13 protein-coding genes, 2 tRNA genes and 1 pseudogene are annotated in these 18,597 nt (G+C 35.0%); 9 read left to right on the top strand and 7 right to left on the bottom strand.

What is annotated here, in order from left to right:
- Positions 1 to 17 precede the first annotated feature (17 nt).
- From CSH31_RS03925 to CSH31_RS03915, 3 genes are all read left to right on the top strand, one after another.
- Positions 18 to 1,889 carry a hypothetical protein gene (locus CSH31_RS03925; RefSeq protein WP_128008899.1) on the top strand — a complete coding sequence of 624 codons (1,872 nt, stop codon included), beginning with the start codon at positions 18 to 20 and terminating at the stop codon, positions 1,887 to 1,889.
- A gap of 92 nt (positions 1,890 to 1,981) precedes the next feature.
- Positions 1,982 to 2,803: a hypothetical protein gene (locus tag CSH31_RS03920; RefSeq protein WP_161565732.1), complete on the top strand. Its 822-nt coding sequence runs from the start codon at positions 1,982 to 1,984 to the stop codon at positions 2,801 to 2,803.
- Between the two features lie 476 nt (positions 2,804 to 3,279).
- Complete coding sequence (locus CSH31_RS03915; RefSeq protein WP_128008897.1) at positions 3,280 to 5,262, top strand: hypothetical protein; 1,983 nt, start codon at positions 3,280 to 3,282, stop codon at positions 5,260 to 5,262.
- 863 nt (positions 5,263 to 6,125) lie between these two features.
- Here the strand turns inward: CSH31_RS03915 and glpK are convergent.
- Positions 6,126 to 7,658 (bottom strand): annotated as a pseudogene (gene glpK / locus CSH31_RS03910) (glycerol kinase GlpK).
- A gap of 21 nt (positions 7,659 to 7,679) precedes the next feature.
- Positions 7,680 to 8,429: an MIP/aquaporin family protein gene (locus CSH31_RS03905; protein ID WP_128008896.1), complete on the bottom strand. Its 750-nt coding sequence runs from the start codon at positions 8,427 to 8,429 to the stop codon at positions 7,680 to 7,682.
- A gap of 179 nt (positions 8,430 to 8,608) precedes the next feature.
- On the opposite strand from CSH31_RS03905, the gene CSH31_RS03900 reads away from it, so the two are divergent.
- A complete protein-coding gene (locus tag CSH31_RS03900) occupies positions 8,609 to 9,376 on the top strand; it encodes a DNA methyltransferase (protein ID WP_128008895.1) in 768 nt (255 codons plus the stop codon).
- Positions 9,336 to 10,079, top strand: coding sequence for a type II restriction endonuclease (locus tag CSH31_RS03895; protein ID WP_128008894.1), 744 nt, complete (start codon positions 9,336 to 9,338; stop codon positions 10,077 to 10,079). The genes CSH31_RS03900 and CSH31_RS03895 overlap by 41 nt, the downstream gene beginning before the upstream one ends.
- Before the next feature lie 250 nt (positions 10,080 to 10,329).
- On the opposite strand, the gene glpO is transcribed toward CSH31_RS03895, so the two are convergent.
- Complete coding sequence (glpO, locus tag CSH31_RS03890) at positions 10,330 to 11,517, bottom strand: type 2 glycerol-3-phosphate oxidase (protein WP_236630717.1); 1,188 nt, start codon at positions 11,515 to 11,517, stop codon at positions 10,330 to 10,332.
- Between the two features lie 434 nt (positions 11,518 to 11,951).
- Between glpO and CSH31_RS03885 the strand changes: the two genes are divergently transcribed.
- Positions 11,952 to 12,025: transfer RNA gene (locus CSH31_RS03885), tRNA-Trp, on the top strand.
- 1 nt (position 12,026) lies between these two features.
- Positions 12,027 to 12,112, top strand: a tRNA-Leu gene (locus tag CSH31_RS03880).
- A gap of 41 nt (positions 12,113 to 12,153) precedes the next feature.
- Here the strand turns inward: CSH31_RS03880 and CSH31_RS03875 are convergent.
- From CSH31_RS03875 to CSH31_RS03865, 3 genes are all read right to left on the bottom strand, one after another.
- Entirely contained in the window at positions 12,154 to 12,387 is a 234-nt protein-coding gene (locus tag CSH31_RS03875; RefSeq protein WP_128008892.1) for a hypothetical protein, read from the bottom strand.
- Between the two features lie 7 nt (positions 12,388 to 12,394).
- The gene (locus CSH31_RS03870; protein WP_161565731.1) at positions 12,395 to 13,408 is read right to left on the bottom strand and encodes a DNA methyltransferase; all 1,014 of its coding nucleotides are present in this window, start codon (positions 13,406 to 13,408) and stop codon (positions 12,395 to 12,397) included.
- A 63-nt stretch (positions 13,409 to 13,471) separates the two neighbouring features.
- Positions 13,472 to 15,553, bottom strand: a complete 2,082-nt coding sequence (locus tag CSH31_RS03865; protein ID WP_128008890.1) for a hypothetical protein — start codon at positions 15,551 to 15,553, stop codon at positions 13,472 to 13,474.
- A gap of 645 nt (positions 15,554 to 16,198) precedes the next feature.
- On the opposite strand from CSH31_RS03865, the gene CSH31_RS03860 reads away from it, so the two are divergent.
- Both CSH31_RS03860 and CSH31_RS03855 read left to right on the top strand, forming a co-directional pair.
- Positions 16,199 to 17,008: a hypothetical protein gene (locus tag CSH31_RS03860; protein ID WP_128008889.1), complete on the top strand. Its 810-nt coding sequence runs from the start codon at positions 16,199 to 16,201 to the stop codon at positions 17,006 to 17,008.
- Positions 17,008 to 17,427, top strand: a complete 420-nt coding sequence (locus tag CSH31_RS03855; RefSeq protein WP_128008888.1) for a hypothetical protein — start codon at positions 17,008 to 17,010, stop codon at positions 17,425 to 17,427. Before CSH31_RS03860 ends, CSH31_RS03855 begins: the two co-directional genes overlap by 1 nt.
- A gap of 193 nt (positions 17,428 to 17,620) precedes the next feature.
- Here CSH31_RS03855 and CSH31_RS03850 read toward each other — a convergent pair whose 3' ends face one another.
- The gene (locus CSH31_RS03850; protein ID WP_128008887.1) at positions 17,621 to 18,427 is read right to left on the bottom strand and encodes an SIS domain-containing protein; all 807 of its coding nucleotides are present in this window, start codon (positions 18,425 to 18,427) and stop codon (positions 17,621 to 17,623) included.
- Positions 18,428 to 18,597: the final 170 nt, after the last annotated feature.

The following is an 18,597-nucleotide window of genomic DNA, read 5'->3' as shown; positions in this document are numbered from 1 at the left end:
ATTGAACTGAGCAATCATTGAAGATATATGACTTAAACAAGGAAGAACTAAATACAAAAATTAAGGAGGACGTTAAAGTCATATTTAAGGAAAAAGCAGTTCACATTTTTGAACAATTTGGCGGCGGAAAAACTCATTATGCACAAAAACTAATAGGAACCTATGTGTGCTGAAAATACGGAACCATAATCCTTTACTTCAACATGTGGTGAGTGAAAAGAAAAAGCACTTTTGTAAAGAATTTATTTGGAAACAAGCAATCTTTCTCTTTGGGTTCTAAGAGTTGTGGACTATCTTTCACCAAGGAAGACAATGACAGTTACTTCAACTACTTCCTTTCTTTTCTTCTAACGCTACTTGAATATGTTTTCTTGTTTATATGAGTTATTTTGGGGTGATTTTGAAATTGAGGGTTTTGAAAATACCGTAAACTCATACTGATAGATGATCCCGATAGGAATCCATCACACCAACAATTAGCTCCGATGGTTAACGAACTAATGTTTAGAAACGATGTTTATTTGATACTACATTCCAATTTCATAAACAATTTGGATAAAATCGTCAGAGAAAGAATATTTCTGCCTACTACAATGTTTAAAAATGTTAATTTGCGGCATTTTAAGGAAGCAGACAGTTACCTAAACGAAATAATGCCTCCAAAACTAAAAAATGAAGAACTAAAATCAAAAATGCGAAAAGCATATTCATTATATTTAACTATAAAAACCGAGAACGATTTCCACATAGATAGACTTAGAAACCTTTTAGAGTGCATGGGAAAAAATTTAGAAGGTTTTAAAATAAACGAAAATAAGATATCTTTTCCTGCGCATACCAACTTTTTCGGCAATTTTGAAAGTTTGTTTGAAAAACCTTTGATAACAGATTTTGACATAAACAAAATTGTTGAGGTGCTTGGTTCGGACATACTTCCAGCTGACGTTTATTCTTTGCAAAAATTCAATAAATATTTGGAGGAAATTCAGCATAACCACAGTTTAAAATATATTTACTTAACAAGCGAGTTAAAGCATCATGAGTTACTATGATGGTGTTTTGGGCACATAATTGAAAATTATTTTAAAAATCAGCATGTAAGCACTTACCCACTGCTATTCATAGACGTTGCTAAAGAAGATATTTTAGAAATAATAAGAACTATTGGATCTATGACGGCAGATAAGAATCCGGATCTCCCAAAACTTGTTGACATTTTCGTCCATTTTAAAAGTTTGATCCTCGATATGAAAGGCACTCTGATTGGCGAAAAACATTTGGAAAAAATTTCGTCTGCAAAAAAAATCATAGAAACCAATGAAGTAAAATTAGAAAAAAATGTTTTAAAGTTCGTTAAGGAATTTAAAAAAGAATTTGGAGACTCTTTTTTCGCGTATTTCATTTCCTACATTTACAGCAAATGGTGCATCGAATCACCAACTATTTGGCTGGGGTTACCAATACAATTACAAAGAATAGCCGAATCGCTCAATTTAAAGAAATTTGTCCAAGATTATGATTACTTTTCGAAATGCATTACGATACCTGAATCGTGATCCGAAGAACAAACTACTAGTCTTCTAGACGAAGTAAATGATTGGATTATTCAAGATCAATACGGTATTGTTGCAAGAATTAGCGAACAAATACTTTATAGTGGTTCTGAGTCCGGTAAAAGCAATATGGAAAATTTGATAATTAAACTTTTGTCAAAACTGAAAATCAATAAACCCATTAATAGACCTGTAAAGAAAACGCAAATGGCACGAATTCTCTCAGGTCTTAAGAAAAGGATAAATTGTCCTGGGGAAGAAACAGTTGATTTAATCCCCATTTTACGTGAATATTTTCCTCAAAAAAACGGTGTGGCCGTACCAAAACTAACTTAAAGTTCGCGAAATAGCAATAAATGTATTTTAGTTTTTATAAAACTTAGACGTGCTATCAGTTAAAAAAATAAATGTTGATTTATAATTCTGCCATGTCTTTAAAAGTCTTGTCGTTTGATCAGAAGCGACAAATGGTATTGAACGATCTTCTTAATAAGTTGAAAACAACTACGCTCGGGTCTGGTAATTATGCGTGAGCAATTGCTCTTGAAGAACTTCGTGGTGATTATACTTTAAATTGTGAAAATTTTAAAAATTGTGTGAATTTTTTTTACGGAGAAAACTCTACTAGCGATGAACAAAACCCTGAATGACTATTGGCGCAAATATTGTTCACTATCTCATTGATCCACTTAATCTACACAAAAAAACCGCATTATTTTCGCCATAATTCTGGCCTTGAGGAAAGAAGTAGTAAATGAAAGAACATATTAGAAAAGTATTCACCAGATTACAAAATAAAATGAGAAAATCTGACAGAACAAAACGCATTTATTCCATTTGAATACAGTAAGTTTACGCCAGTTGTAGAAAATCTGAAAAACATCAGCGAAGAAAAAGCCACACCCATCATTGAATTGCTTAGTCCTAATAGAAGCGAAATAGAGTTATCCGGTTTAATTTGTAGTATCTACAGTGGATTTGAAAAGATTAAACCTGATGACCTAGAGTTTTTAAACCAAACAGATCGAAATTTATATAAACATGTGTGAACATTTTCTAAACACCTGGCAAACAAAGTGGATAAAGTTAAGGGTCATAAAAGTGACAGTGAATTAACAATAACTGATATAGCGCACAATTTCGCACTGAATGCTTCCTTGATTGAAAAATTTATTGAAATAAATTCTAAAAATCAACAAAAAAATTTAAACAATGACTATGTAAAAAAACAATCATTAATCACCTCTTAACTTTAAAATATACTGCTCAAGATTAGCACATAACTACCATAACAAAGAAAACAACACTCATATGAAAACGATGAAGTTGTTTCTCCATTTTTTTCTTTTTTCATGCGTTCAAACACTGGTTATACCACAATTTAATTATCAACACATGTTTAGTTAAAAAGGTAATTCAAAATGGTTTCTATGACAAAAGTCTTGCTAACAATTAGTCTTGACTATAAAATCATTGATAACGCTTCATCCAAAACTGCGCATTTCTCATCTTTAAATTTTGTGTCTCCTTAATCAGTTAAAACTGTTCTCAATGATGGGTAGTTGGTTACTTAAAAAGTAAGTAGATCGTTGTAAAACTTAAAATGAATTTATTTCATAAAAAACCTTTCAACGCACAAAAACTTTAGTATTTAGAAGACACAATTACAAATTTGCTTGTGATTTAAGAGATTATGGTGTTTCTTGAAATATAATGATTAATTATAATGGCGACGAAAACATCAGAAGAATTTCTTCAAGTAATTAATATTGATGACAAAATAGCGAATAGGCGATATTATGGGTTGCGTGGCTTAGGAATAAATGCATTTATAGATCATTTTATGAATAATGCTAAAGATATATTCATTCTGTACCTTAAATCTAATCTGAAAGAATTACCAAACTCATGAACATTGGCAGATTTTCTTTTGTCCTTTTATCTAAACGAGTTACTATCAATGGAAAGAGATATTTTAGACAGAGAAAAAGATACTTTTACCGACGAGTACTTTCAAAAAATACTAGAGGGCGATTATGGCACATTCCTAAGAAGAATTAAGCAAGATCTAAAAACAAACATCAAAAAAAATTTAAATCTAATGCTACGATACTTAAATAGCAATCTTGACTTAATAGAAGATCAAGTAAAAAATAAAAATATCAAATCGCTGTCTCACGTGGATCTGCTTAATCTAGTTACTGAAAATTGAAATTTCATAGATAACAAAAACTATCCAAGCATTTCTAGACTTTTTTCCAAAAATGTATTTTGATACTGCAAAAACACTTTTTTAACGAAAGATGCTACATTAAAAAAAGCTTTTACTCAAGAAATGGAAAATCTTCTCTCACAAAACCAGTATATGCTAAACAAATTGGAATTACTTTCTTGTTATATAGAAAACTTGGATGCTTACTATTTAGAGACAAAAAGTGAGTTTATTAAACAAATTCTAAACAAATTTTATGAATGAGTTGTGGCACCAAATTTTATTCTCTTTTCTTATGAATCTTATAAAAAACTACTAAAGGTTGTTAAGCAAAATATCAAAAAATTTGGAGATAATTTTTCAGTACAAAACCTTATCAAGGAACAAAGCAACAAAATAAATTCTTTAATCAAGGAAGAAAGCAAAAAAGGTATACATTTAGAAACGTTGCAATATATCGTTCCCAACATCCATTGTGAAGAGTTTTTAAAATTAGTGAGCGACGCTATGGATGGATTTGGACCTATACTAACATTCCTAGAAACAGATCAGTTCAAATCAATTACCGATGAAAAATTGATTAGCAACAAACTTGCCGATATTTTTGAAAGTGATTCAACAAGCAAGTACAAACATTCATTTATATTTCCGGTTGAAACTGGGCTAATTATAAAAAAACAAATTCTACAAATGCTATTAAGAGAAAGGAAGAAACAATATTTGGAAAGAGTAAAAAAGCTATTAAATCTTTGTCTTAACTTTATGGAAGTTAAAAAAGAGAAGATAAAATTTGATATTTACGCAGTAACAGATATGTTTGAAGGATTTTTGAATACAAAAAAATACACCAAGATAGAAAATCTCAAGCAATCCATGTTCACTTGTGTTGCTATTGAAAAACTTGTCAAAAATCTATTCATGTATTTTCATAAAGATAACGACAAAATGCAAAAAGATTACAAAAGTTTAGGAGCATTGTTAACCCAAGAACAAGTAAACGCTAAACACAATAAAACCGGAATAAAATACCCGTTAAGCGAAAATACAAAATCATTTCTACACTATTATATGTGTTCTTCGTTTATAGATAACGGACTTGAAGTTAGAAATAAATTGCTACATGGAGAATGGTTTGAAAAAGATTTAACCAGTTACGATACAAAATTCTCTCTCTTCACTATATACATGACCGTTATAGAAGAAATAGCACTAAACATTTTGATTCAGATCAAAAAGCAAGTCTTCAAAGAACTTGAAGATTTTGGTTATTTTAAAAAACTAAAACAACTAATCAAAAAAAATGATGGGCATATAGTTGTTGAACGAATCAACAACCATTTAAGAGATTTCATTACTAAGGAAAAACTTACTTTGTTAAAAAAAATTAATCTTTCTTGGAAAATTAGTGATAGTACTGATTCTCCCAACAAACTCACTTTGTCGCTGCAAATAAATGATTGTTTTCATGTTTGTCATTTATATAGTGGCCAAAAATAAAGAATCTTAACGTTAAGCGCTTTTGTTTGTGAAGGCCGATCTTTGTCAAATAACTAATCATTAAAAAACACCTTACTAAATAAAACAACCAAACTAAAAAACGCCTAACGTCGGCTAGAACGTTAGGGCGTATATTTTGAACAAAAAGTATTTTATTTTTTTAATTGGTGGTCGCAAGAGCAACTTTGCATATGTTCACAACCACAAGGACAGCGGTGACGTTTGTCTACCCGGTCATCGGATTTATTAGTCGTTGCCGCCTCCCATGTTACCGCGTCCACCATCATGGTTTCCGTGGTTTCCTTTTTCTTTATCGTGGTGGCCACCATGTCCATGATTGTGACTACCGTGGTTGTCGCGGTGCATGTGGTGGTTTCCTCGATTATCGTGTCCTCCTCGGTTGTCTCTACCATCATTCATGTTAGAGTGTGAACCGTGGTCACGATCGTGTTGGTTTTTCATTCTTATCCTTTCGGCGAACATGAACACGCGTACGGAGCGTTTTCACGAACTTGGAGGATTGGTTCTACAATTGTAAACCATTCGTTTCTTCATTTAGGATTGATGGAATAGACACGCTTTTCTTCAACTTGTTTGTACTTTAGTACGCCAAATTTTAACAACTTACCTAAGTGTTTTGAAAGGTTTACGCGGTTTATTCCCAGCAGGTGCCCAATCTGTTCAACGCAGTTTCTTTCGCACTGACATCTTCAAAAATGAGCGATAATCTTCGATTTGTTTTCACTACTCAATATTTTATTGACTTCGTAAATAGTCAATGTCACATTACTCACCTTTCGCCCTAATTATAACTTTAAAGTTTTTAATTGAGAAAAAAGGGAACATTTTTCCAAAATTGGAAATTATTTGATCGAATTTGTTCAGTTTAAAGTGCGCTTAACTGCCTCGTCTCAACCTTTAATCAAAAGCTTGGTTTTTTGGGAATTAAGCTCGGGAATGAAGTTGCGATCAACTTTTACGAGTTTTTGGAGTTCTTCAACTGAGTTTCAAAAACCAACGTGTAATCCTGCTAAAAAAGCTGCCCCATAGCAGTTGATTCGGTATTTTGTGGTCTGACTACTTCTAGTCCTGATATGTCTGCTTGAAATTGCATGAGAAAATCACTTTTAGCGGCTCCTCCATCAACTTTAAGCAACTTAATTGGATGTTTTAAGTCTTTAGCCATCGCTTTTAATAGATCATTGCTCTGGTAGGCAATTGATTCTAAAGCAGCCCGTACAATGTGCTCTCGTTTAGTGCCGCGTTCTAAACCAAAAATTGCTCCGCGTGAATTTGAATCCCAATAAGGAGCCCCTAGTCCGGTAAAAGAGGGCACAAAGTAGATTCTTTGATCACTCTCCTTGCTATCAGCTAATTGGGCATAGTAATTACTTATCGGAGCATCATAAATCATCCTTAGGTTATCACGCAATCATTGCAAAGCAGCTCCAGCCACAAAGACTGAACCTTCTAAGGCATAAACGGTTTTCTGCTTGCCAATTTTTCAAGCAATGGTGGTAAGCAGTTTGTTGCGTGAAGTTACGGCTTTATTGCCTGTGTTGACCAAAGCAAAGCAACCTGTGCCGTAGGTATTTTTAACTTGCCCGACTTGCGTACAAAGCTGACCGAACAAAGCGGCTTGCTGATCACCGCAAACTCCCGTAATGGGCACTTCGCCTAGAGCTGCTTGAGAAAAATGGGTTGGCTCAATTGTTCCGTAAAAATCACTGGAACTTTTTACATCCGGCAAAATTTGAATCGGTATGTTAAGAACTTTGCAAAGTTCTTGATCTCACTCAAGCGTGTGAATGTTAAAGAGCAAAGTTCTTGAAGCGTTGGAGACATCAGTGGCATGGACTCTTCCGTTAGTCAGCAACCAAATTAGCCAAGTGTCGATGGTGCCAGCCAAAATTTCACCCTTTTGTGCTTTTTGACGAGCACCGGGCACATTGTCTAAAATTCATTTTAGTTTTGTGCCACTAAAGTAAGGGTTGATGATTAAGCCCGTTTTGCGCTGAAAAAGACTAGCCTTGCCAGATTTAATTAATTTGTCGCAGAAGTCGCTAGTGCGGCGATCCTGTCAAACTATTGCGTTGTAAATTGGTAGCCCTGTCTTTTTATTTCACACCACAATTGTTTCGCGTTGATTGGTTATTCCGCAAGCTACTAGCTGTGTTGATTTTAAGCCGTGTTGACGCTTAGCGTTAACCATGGCGGTTTTTTGAACGTTTTCAAATTTCAATAGGATCGTGCTCTACCCATCCCGAGTGGGGAAAATATTGAGTAAACTCTAACTGCGAGACTGCTATAACCTTTCCTTTTTTATCGCTTATTAAGGAACGAACAGAAGTGGTTCCGGCATCTAAAGTTAAAACGTACTGTGGTTTAAGTTCCATAGTTACCTCTTTTTAGTACAACTATATCAATCTTCCAAAAGCCCCAACAATAACGCCTGCAATCAACGGCCCTACAACGGGTACTCAACTGTAAGTTCAGTTAGCGCTAGTTTTTTGCTTATACGGACTTAATTGGTAGACAAGCCGCGGCACAAAGTCTCGAACAGGGTTGATAGCGTAACCGGTTACTCCACCTAGAGATAAACCAATCGACAAAACAACTAGTCCCATAGTCAGCGGACCAACATAACGCATCATGTCATTCATAACGTCGTTTTGCTCAGATTGATAAGAGATCACGATTATCATTGCTAACGTAACCAAAACTGTTGTAGCAACCATTTCTGTGATTAGGTTAGAAAACACTCGTTCGGGATGGGTAGGAGATGTAGCGTGAGCGTGGATAACATTTTGGCTGTTATCGGGTTCATTGGCATGATTTCAGTAAACTGCACTAACTATTAGCTGCCCCACTAGAGCCCCTAAAAATTGGCTAGAAATGTAAATAGCAAACAGGGTTCAAGTTATGATTCCGCGCGTAAGCATAGCTATTGATACGGCTGGATTTAAGTGACCACCCGTTTCTCAAACATTTGCTAGCACCACCGCTAAAAATACCGCTAGAGCTCAACCTAGAGAAATAAAAAAGGGTCCGGCGTTAGTCGCTTTCGTACGCTTGTAAACTACGTTCGCCACAACTCCATTACCCATCATAATTAAAAAGGCGGTTCCGACAAATTCACCGAGAAAAACTTGTAAATGTTGATTCATTTTTACCTCCAAAGTTTGGCAACAATTAGGTAAATGTAATTTTAGACGACTTTATAAGGAAAATCAAAAGGTGAGCGAAAAAGACTTATAGTTTTTCAACAGTTTTTAAATTGCAGATAAATGAGCTCCCGCAAAAAAATAACTGGCACTCAGTATAGATAAGAGATAGAATTGTTGTTATGGAAGTTTTAAAGAACGCAGCATCTAACAAGAGAACCGGATTACGGGAGTTGGATAACGTCAGCATTTTCAAAAAAACTGTGATGGAATTTAATCATAGGTATTCTATTGATGGCTTGCAACTACTAAAAAATGTGAAAAATAATTGCATCTCCGTGGTTTTCTTTGATCCTCAATATAGAGGGGTATTGGATAAACTCTCTTACGGTAACGAAGGCAGTAGGCAAATAAAGCGCTCAAAGCTCCAACAGATGAGTGAGAGTGTCATTAAAAAATTTATTAAACAAATTGACAGAGTCCTGGTTGAAACCGGACACCTCTTCTTATGGATTGACAAATTTCACTTATGTCAAGGAATAGCTCCTTGAATCAGAGAAACAGATCTATCTATAGTTGACATGATAGTTTGGAACAAAGATAAAATGGGCATGGGTTATAGGACAAGGAGGCAAAGTGAGTACCTGCTGATTCTACAAAAGCCTCCGATAAGGGCAAAAAGTATATGAAAAACGAGAAATATCAGAGATGTTTGAACAGAAAAAATTGAAAACAGAACTCACCCACACCAAAAGCCTTTTAATTTGCAATCCACACTGATAAATTCTGTCTCAAATGAAGGTGATATAATATTGGATCCTGCAGCAGGAAGTTTTTCTGTAATGGCCGCCGCAGTGTCAATAAATAGACTTTTTTTAGGGACGGATGTAGGAGAAGATAAAAAAAAATATGGCCTTAATCAGCGAAAGAAAAGCGAATACAGAATCTAGCGGATCATATGCAATTGTTCTTAACGATGAGAAACTAGCAAAATTAATAACGGCAATACACGCAACTTCGATTGCTAATGGAAACCAACTGGAGAAGTTGGTTTTAGAGAAAACAGGGGCTAAAACCATCAAAAATGTTGAAGAACTTCAAAACATACTAAACAAAAATTTTGATAATCAATCTATGTGGGTAGTGCCTAAAAAGGTTGTAAAAAGAAGATGAAATTTTGGAAAAAGGATTGAACCAGACTTCTTGGTAATACAAAAAGACAACGAAACCATGTATATCATTGAATTAAAAATGGGCTGAGTATTTGACACCAAAAAAGTTAATGGGGAATGGGAACAATTAAAAGAATTTTCAAACCTTATATCCAACTCAGTGAGTTATAAAACCGAAATCTTCATGTGTAGTTTTAACTCAAACAGCATTGATCAAATATACCAAGGCTTTAAGGGAATAATTAAGAAGGAAAATTTGATGACTGGGAAAGAATTTTGCTCTTTAATGAAAATAAATTACGAAGAAATTAAAGCCGTATTTGATAACGATGCAGAAAAAAATTTGAACTTCTTCATAGAGAGTATCTTGGAAATACCTAAAATAAGAGGAATTTTATTGGATAACTTGGAATCGCGCAGGCGATACCAAAAAACAAAGTATTTAAATATTGAAAACGATTCTCCTGTTGAACCGAAGTAGAAGTCGTATTTTTTAAGGTCTCGCATGTTCTGTTTTTTGTAAATGGTTTTTCAAACACTTTAATAGTTAGCAAATTGCTTGAAACTGAGCTCAAGACAAGAATTTGTAGACTTTTTATGGAGTATTACTTGAAAATAACGATTAAAAAAATACTTTCAATAAAAATGAATTGTCCTTTTATCGTAAAGGGAAGCGCTCAAAATTTGAGGTTGTGAAATAGAGATACTATCTACTCAAGTTTAGCCAACTACTAATAGATCAACTTATAATGAGGATTAAATTCAGTATCAATTTGGAAATCATTTGGAAGTGATTTCAACAGTTTTTCAACTTCAAATGCAATTGCAGGCGCAGATGCTATAGCCGGAGACTGCATACCCGCCACATTTATAAAATTATTGCTTGTTGTTCCATAAGCAATAATAAAGTCGTCTGTATCTTTGTCAATGGGACGCGAACCAGCTAAAGTCATTTCCACTTTATTCATATCTAGATTCGGAACTAAGTGATGCCCAATTTTTCTAATTTCAGATTGTTTGACATCTGTAACTAGACGTGTATCTTCTTTTGTGACACCATCTTCTGCCGTTGGTCCGACTAACACTTTACCATCCAAAAGCGGTGCAACTAAAACTCCTTTCCCATGAACCGTGGGCACCATAAAATAAACTGCCTTCAAACATTGAGATTCGCTGCGTGACAAAACTTTGTATTCACCCCTACGCGCAATCAACTCAAAATTACCTTGACCCGCTAAATTTGCAATTGTGTCAGCATAATGCCCAGCTGCATTTATGATGTTTCTAGATCTAAAAATGTTGGAATTATCACGAACTTTTACCTCTCAAAACTTCTCTTTTCACTTAATGTTTACAACCTCGCTAGATCTTAATATTTCCACTCCGTTTTGCACAGCAGCTCCAAACATAGCCAAACTAGCCTTCACAGGATCAATCAACCAAGAAGAAGTACAAATAAGAGCGGCCTTTGCCTTACTAGTCAAACACGGATGCTTTGAAAGAAGTTCCTTTTTTCCGACAATTTTCAAATCCTTCTTATGGACACCATTAGTAAGTCCACGTTGATAAAGCACATTGAGTTCCGAAACCTCTGCGTCACTTAATGCAACTACTACTGAATCAATTTTTCGACGTGGAAAATCCAAATAAGGAAAAATTTCGCTCTGCCACATCTTATTGCCTTCAACATTAAAGCGAGCTTCTAATTTGCCCGGTTCGGGATCAAAACCTCCGTGAATCAAACCCGAATTCGCCGCTGAAGTTTCTTCGGCTAAATAAGGGTTTTTTTCAAGCACCAAGATTCTAAGTTTATACAGAGCTAAACGGTAAGCAATGGTAGCTCCGATTATTCCGCCACCAATAATAATGATGTCGTATCTATTTAGCGACATAAATCACCTTGCTCTAATTCTACCCAACTTGTTTAGTTGTTTCAAACATAAAATAATGAACATCCATTTATCAAACGACTCTCTGGCGCTTTATATTTCAATAATCTTTTTGCATGGCTACTTTGCAAAGTATCATCAATGCAAGAATGGAAATTGGCATTGATGAAACCGTCAACAATCATATTTTCAATAGCCGGAAAACATTGTCATAGTTTTAACCCCTACTTAAGCGGATGATCGTATCTTCTAACGGCGTTTAACAGTCCTCGCTATTCTTTTCTCAACGAAGAAATAAGTTATGAAACGCCAATTATGATATTTCTGAACAAATTCTTCCAATTTTATAACGAATGATAAAATTAAGATGTCTAAAATACATCCGTTAAATTTAGAGAATGGAAGTGTTTTTAGCTACAAAATGAGCGATCACAAATAAAAAGTGATATACAATTCCAATGCGTAGGAGCATAGTTTAATGGTAGAACTGTAGTCTCCAAAACTACTGGTGCGGGTTCGATTCCTGCTGCTCCTGCCAAGCCCAAGTGGTGAAATGGCAAACACGGTAGACTCAAAATCTACTGACTTCCGAGTCTTATGGGTTCGAGTCCCATCTTGGGCACCATATGTTTTACACCAACATACAAAAAACATAAGTTGAGTTACTTAGATGCAAGGTAATGCTAAATCTTTTTTTCTAAACACATAAATTTGTTCCATTTTCGTGGCTTTGCCTCTTTTTGTTCCTAGGGAAATTGAACTTTTTTTCACAGGGTCAAGATAATCTGTATACTTTTCTTCCAAAATTAACGGTAATTTGTCTCTATTTTTGTTCCAAATTTTTTCAAAGAAGTTGCCGTCACCTATTGAGTCTCTCTTATTAGCATCACCTATAACCATAACTAACCTAGTGTTTTTTGAAAAAAATTTTAGAAATTTCGTAGAGATAACCGCAAATGAATTTCTCATACGAATTTTCCTTATGTTTATCGTCTATTCCAATGTTTTTATTGTCGTAACGATTCTCGTACCCAAGCATTCACATTTTTATTCAATTTTGCTGAGTGTAATTGACCAAATTTAAATACGGAGGAGAGGTCAAAATTAATTTTGGTCTAATCTTAAAATGCTTAGAAGCTTCTAAAGCATTCCCTATCTTCACTATAGCATTGTTCGTACTGTATTCTGATCTAGAAAAAATCGTAGTTATTCTTCTGCTAATTTTTTCAAAAATATTGTCCACTGGCTTTTCCAAACAATTTTTTTTAGCATATTTTCTAACATAATTTTCTGACATTGAAGTATGGTTGCTCATGTGCAAAGAAAAATATATGCTCTCCCCGTTTTTCCTCATTGGACCGTGCATAAGTCCCAAGGTAATAGCAAGGATATAATTGTCAATATAATCCAATGAAAGATGATTAATACCCAACTTGTCTTTGAGAAAAATAATTTGTCTTAAATTTTCGTCACTGTAATAGGTTTTCAACGAATTTAACTTGTGACTGGTTATGTCTACCTTGTTTGAATAAGAATAGAATTCCTTTTCCAAATTAGAGACGCGTCTTAGGAGTTTTTTTTCACGGAAACTTTTCGCCTTTGCTCTACTAAGAACATAAGCCAAAGGGTTTAAATCCATAGCAAAAGCTCTTCTGTTTAGTAATCTAGCTTCCAATACAGTTGTTCCTCGACCCGAAAATGTGTCTAAAACAGTGTCATTTTTTGATGAATATTTTTCTATAAAATACCTTGCTAAAGCGGGAGGAAACATGGCTGTATAAGAACAAATACGGTGTGTTTTGTCTCCCCACGATCTGTTCATAATTTTTCATGTGGCACTTTTGTTTAAAGAAATTTTGACACCCTTACAAAAGTTGTCATAAAGCACCTCATCGTGATTAATTTTAGATCTTTCTAGCATCGTCTTTTTTCCAAGTAGAAAAAGTAATAGCATCAAGTTATGTTATGCATACAAAATAAGTGTCTAGTGAGTAAGCGTATTAACCACGTACAACTTAGTTTTAGCCCAATCGTATATCATTTCTAAAAAGGAAGACACAATACCAAGGTTCGTGTTTAGTTGATCAGGCAAAGTTTCTATTCCAGGATTGCTAACAACCCTATAAACATAATGACATTTATGAATCATGGTGTTCAACCTTCTCGTACTACCTACCCACGAGACAAAACTTGGTAAGTCAAATTCAACATTCCAATAATTCGTTCTTGATTTAGTTTTGAAGTGTTTTTCAAAGGCCTTCGTAATTTCTGTATCTTTATAACTAATCCTTCTAAGTATTTCATTGCCGTTGCACTTGTGACAATAAATATCGTATATATGCTTTATGATAGTTTGTTTGCACATAGCGGTTTCTATGTGTTTATACTTGGTGTTGTTGAACTCGCCCTTGACTCTACCTTTGTCTTTAAGATTCTTGAGTCAATCTAGAAAACTACTTGTGACATTTTCTTTGTCTATGAAAACCAACCAATTTGAAATCAATTCACTCGTGCTTCGCAATAAAGAAGATGCAGTCAAAAACGGAAATCTACGTATTTTAACACTGTATTTAGCCAAAACTACGGGTTGGAAATCTACTGTCCATGTGTATATTAAACCGAACAGAGATTTTTTGTCAACGTCGCTAATCTCTAATTTATCCAAATAAGTCAAAACTTCTTCCAGTTTTTTGGAAAGTTCCGAAATTCGCTCAAATTGTGGGACAACTTTCGTTTTCATGTAATTGTAAAAGTCTTTGTCTTCAGCTGTCTTAAACTCAATGTTACTTTCTTTTGAACTGATAATTGATCCCAAACTTAAATCCTCGTATCTCATTCTTTTGTTTTTTGTTTGCTCAATAATGTCTTGGCTTATTTTAGTGCTTTTATCTCGTAAAATAGATTGCAGCTCAATAGCGTATGCATCTTCAAATTTACGGGTGTTTAGTTTTCCGCTTCTTATTGATTCAACTATGTAAATGCACAGCTGATTTCATTCTTTCTCGCTCAAATTGTGTGATATTTTTCACCTTGAAGTGTCTGTTTTGAGATCAATAATTGAAGACAAGGACTTTCTATTTCCTTTTGAATCAAAGGCCTTAATAGTGGTGTACGCCAATTCAAGGGAGGATATGGAAAAAGCATCTAAACCCAAAAAACGGTTTCTCTCAACGTTTTTTTGATCAGACAAAACATCGCCTTCTGTGCCTCTTTCTTGCTCTATATCCTCTTCATGCTTACCTAATTCTTCGTCAGTTTCTTCAAAAGATATTTTGTTGTTAGGATTTTTGTAGTTGTAAGTGTCTATAACTCTAATTGTTCATAGCGATGAATTAAGATCGCTGTTTGTGATTTTTTTGCCCGTAAAATTTTCTAAATCAATTTTTAAATCTTTCATCTGTTCTTTCGTGGCTTTTTGATCGTCTAAAATGGATTTTTCTTCCCTAAACTTCAATACCCTTTGATATATTGACTGCAAAACGAGACCTCTAGGTCAATTAAGCTTCCCTTTGCGGTATCCAAAATGCCTGCTGTTCAAAATCTTTTTTATGCGTTCCTCGCCGTTAAATTTTATATCGATCACCTTGCATTCTATCTTGGTGATATCAATTGCTACGGGGCCGTTGAATATTCTTTCAAATTTCGCATACCATTCGTTTCCAATAGAGTTTCTTAAAGTTTCTCTAGCATTATTAAGATTAAAAATTAGGTGCAACGAAAATAGTCTTCTGTTGCCCTCCAAAACGTAGAAGACTTTTTTATACCGTTCATCCTTATTCCTCAAATACGGAGATGTGCTGACCAAAATCTCGTCAATGTCAGGGTTAAACCCGCTGGATAGACTCTCTGTAAGATCAAGAAGTTTGATAACTTGCGGCCTAATCTTTATCAACTTTTTATAATATGAATCCAAGTTTTGATTGTAAACATCCAATTGTCTTTCACAATCGTAATCCTCATAACCTATGTTGTCTAAATTCAGTTCTTGTATGTTTGTGTATCTAGGATTTTTTCCCCACAACCTCAAATCCTTAAATTCAAATTCTCTAATTCTGTTTGTACTCACAGTTTACTCATTTCCGATTCTTGCGGTTTCATTTCATTCTTACATCATCGCGTTAATTCTTTATCTACTAAATATCGCAACATCAACTCCATTTTAAGCCTTTTCAAAAAAAGGTGAAATTCTGTTTAACCAGAAAAGAGCGGAGTAAAATCCTAAAAATTGCTCAATTACTATGAAAAAGTAGAAAAAATTAGTACTTTGAAACGAGTGTGTGAGGATTACGATGGTGTCTTGAAAATAAAAAGACGAATAATTTCAATTTCTAATTAGTCGTTCTTGTATTGAAAAACTTCCAATGAGAAAAACGGCAGACTCAAAATTTACTGACTTCCGCCACTTGTGGGCCCGAATCTCACATTGTGAGCCACATGTTTAACAATGAAGTTGGTTTTTGAATGAAGCGTCTAAATTATTGCAACCATTCTTTTCGCTTAGCAATCCGTTATAAAAATTTCTGTAAATCCCTACAGAAAAAAGTTTTACATATAATTTCTTTGCCAGTGTACAAAGAAACGGAGAAATGGAATGAGAAAAGTTTTTTTTGATAACTAGCGCGTTAGTAGTGCCAGTTAGCAGTGTCATCGCGCTGCCTGTGCTTCAGTTCACGAAGAAAAACATCAATCAAGCAGAATAAAACTACATACCGTGTCAGCAAACGACTTTTACCTACTCCTAGACACCGCCGACAGCCTCAGCGGTAAAATAACTGAAAACGGCAAGTTAAGTTTTAGATCATCGTGAGGCGTTTGAAATAGTGCTAAGAAAAGCGTGAAATTTGAATACAAAATATCTCAGAAAACTATCCTTGAACATTTAGGATTACAAAATAATCCAAATATAACCATCAAATCAATAAAACCCTCTAAAATCGGTTTTTTGCCAATTGCAGCAATAACAGATCCGCCCATATCAGAAGCTCATCTAAATTTTAGAAAGATTTATTTTGAAAAAGACCAAGGTTTACCGCTTTTGGCGAACAGTAAACAAAGACTACTATTGCCTGAAGGTCACGCTGTAGGGACTGAATTTTGGAAAGGTTTAGTCACGGGTTTATTGGTAATACCTGGTGCAATTTTTGCCATACTCTCCACTTTTGCCAGTGGAGGTAGTTCCTTACTTGCCCTAGCCGCCTGAATTGCCAAGGGAGGGCTGGGGATTGGACTCACAAATAGCGTAGTTCAAAGCTATAAGTGAGATAACGGATGAAAGAAAGAATTGCAAAATCGTAAAATTGAGGCAAAAAAAATTTATGAACAAATTATGACTAGACCTTTTAAAATTAACGCAATAAACAAGTCATTCTCCAATTACCAGCAAAATGCCGAAATAAAGATAGAAACAGAACTGGAAGCACACGCTAATGCAACATCCATATGAGGTGATAGATCTGAAATGTACATCCATAACGTATTAACAGCCATCAATGCCGAAGTGGTGTTTGAAGGGAGGTTTTAATGTCCAAAATCCAAAAATTTCGCATTTGTTGGTGAGCTGTTTTTTCTAGTTTAATGATTGTGCTTTTCACTTCAATCACAGTTTGAACTTATTACCTAGAAGCAATGCTAACAAGTGATTCTAGTCCTTTAAAAGATGCGCTCGCTTGGACAGCGGGTGGTCTAGTATTTGTCTACATAGTTTATCTAATGATCGTCGGTTACCGCTTCAAGAAAACCGTTAGTAAGGACCCAAAGCTAATCGCGATAAGAAATTACCTAATTTTTAAAAAGCAAAAGTTTGACGAATCGCAAGAAAAGGCGCAACTAGACCTAGGTGGTCTTGAAAAAATCTGAAAAAATATCAAACGAGATGCTTGAGTTCTAGGTTTTTTCGTAATGATTTTTGGAACTTTCATGGTTATTTCCCAACTGCTTTAACAGAAGACTTCACAGCTTTTATCATTACCTTGTCATTAACAGTCGGGTTAATTTGATTGCCCTCGTGACTTAGTTGATTTTCAATATTTCTAACTAAAAACGCTATCTTCTAGTTTTCATTTGATCTATTTTTTTTGATAGAAAAATTTCTTTGAGTTTTTAAACTTTTGGGTTTGCCCAAAGTTTTACTCATCTAAATCGCGTCATGATCTTCAATTTCAGAAGTGTCTTTTAGTTTAACTGCCTCAAAAATGGTTTTCAACAACGACACGAGCGTTTTGACGACGTTTTCTTGCCCTCGGTTGTATTCAAGTCAGTTATTCGCTTTAGAGTGATGGGATGACCTGCCGGCCGAACTAAAGTAAATAAAATGGGAGGGTACGCGCTTAACATTGCTAACCGAACTAACTAATACCCCAAACACGTCTTTCTTGCGCGTCTTGAAATACCGCAGTGCTTTGTCAACTCGGTACGACTCTCCCGTGATGCTGACTAACACTACCAAATCTTCTGATCCAACTTGACCAAGTCAGTCGATTAATTTTTCTTTTTCCTCTTCAAAAATTTGGTGCTTAATTTTCGCCTCGCCCAGGCGAGAAGACATTCACAAAGCTAAACTATGTGATCTTCTGGAACTAAGCACAAAAATTGTTTGGTAAGAGTGCTGGCTAATTCGTTCCATTTTACTGTCAAGCGTTTTGCGACCGCCCGTACTCGGCTCGGGAAAAGTGTGACCTGCACTTAGTTTGCTCACGCAGTGACGCGAATACTCAAGGTAAAAATCTCGAAACGACTTATAACCGAGTTTTTGAACGTAGCGCGAACAAGTTGAGACAGGTGCTTCTAAAAAACTGGCCAGCTGCTTAATCGTCGCAAAACGACCACAAGCTTTGTTGCTGACTAGTCTAGAGGAAATGTGCACATCTAACCGAGTGCCTTCTGACAAAAGGCGACGAATCTTTTGGTGGCAAGAATTTTCAAAACCGGTTCTTTTGGACACTTCAAAAAAATGTTAGTCCAGTGCGAAGTGTCCAAAGCCCAAGAACTTGTATGGCCAAGTTGGTTTTTAATGGTCTGACGAGCGATTTTGGCCGTCTAAAGTTCCCGCAAGTCCTATTTAGCACCCAAACCATAAATTTAACTCCCGGTCGAACTATTCATTTTCAAGAT

Source organism: Mycoplasma sp. ATU-Cv-508 (genome assembly GCF_004011945.1).
GTDB lineage: Bacteria > Bacillota_I > Bacilli_A > Mycoplasmatales > Metamycoplasmataceae > RYZV01.
Note: the sequence above shows the minus strand (reverse complement) of the source record. Positions and strands in the feature narration are given on the sequence as shown.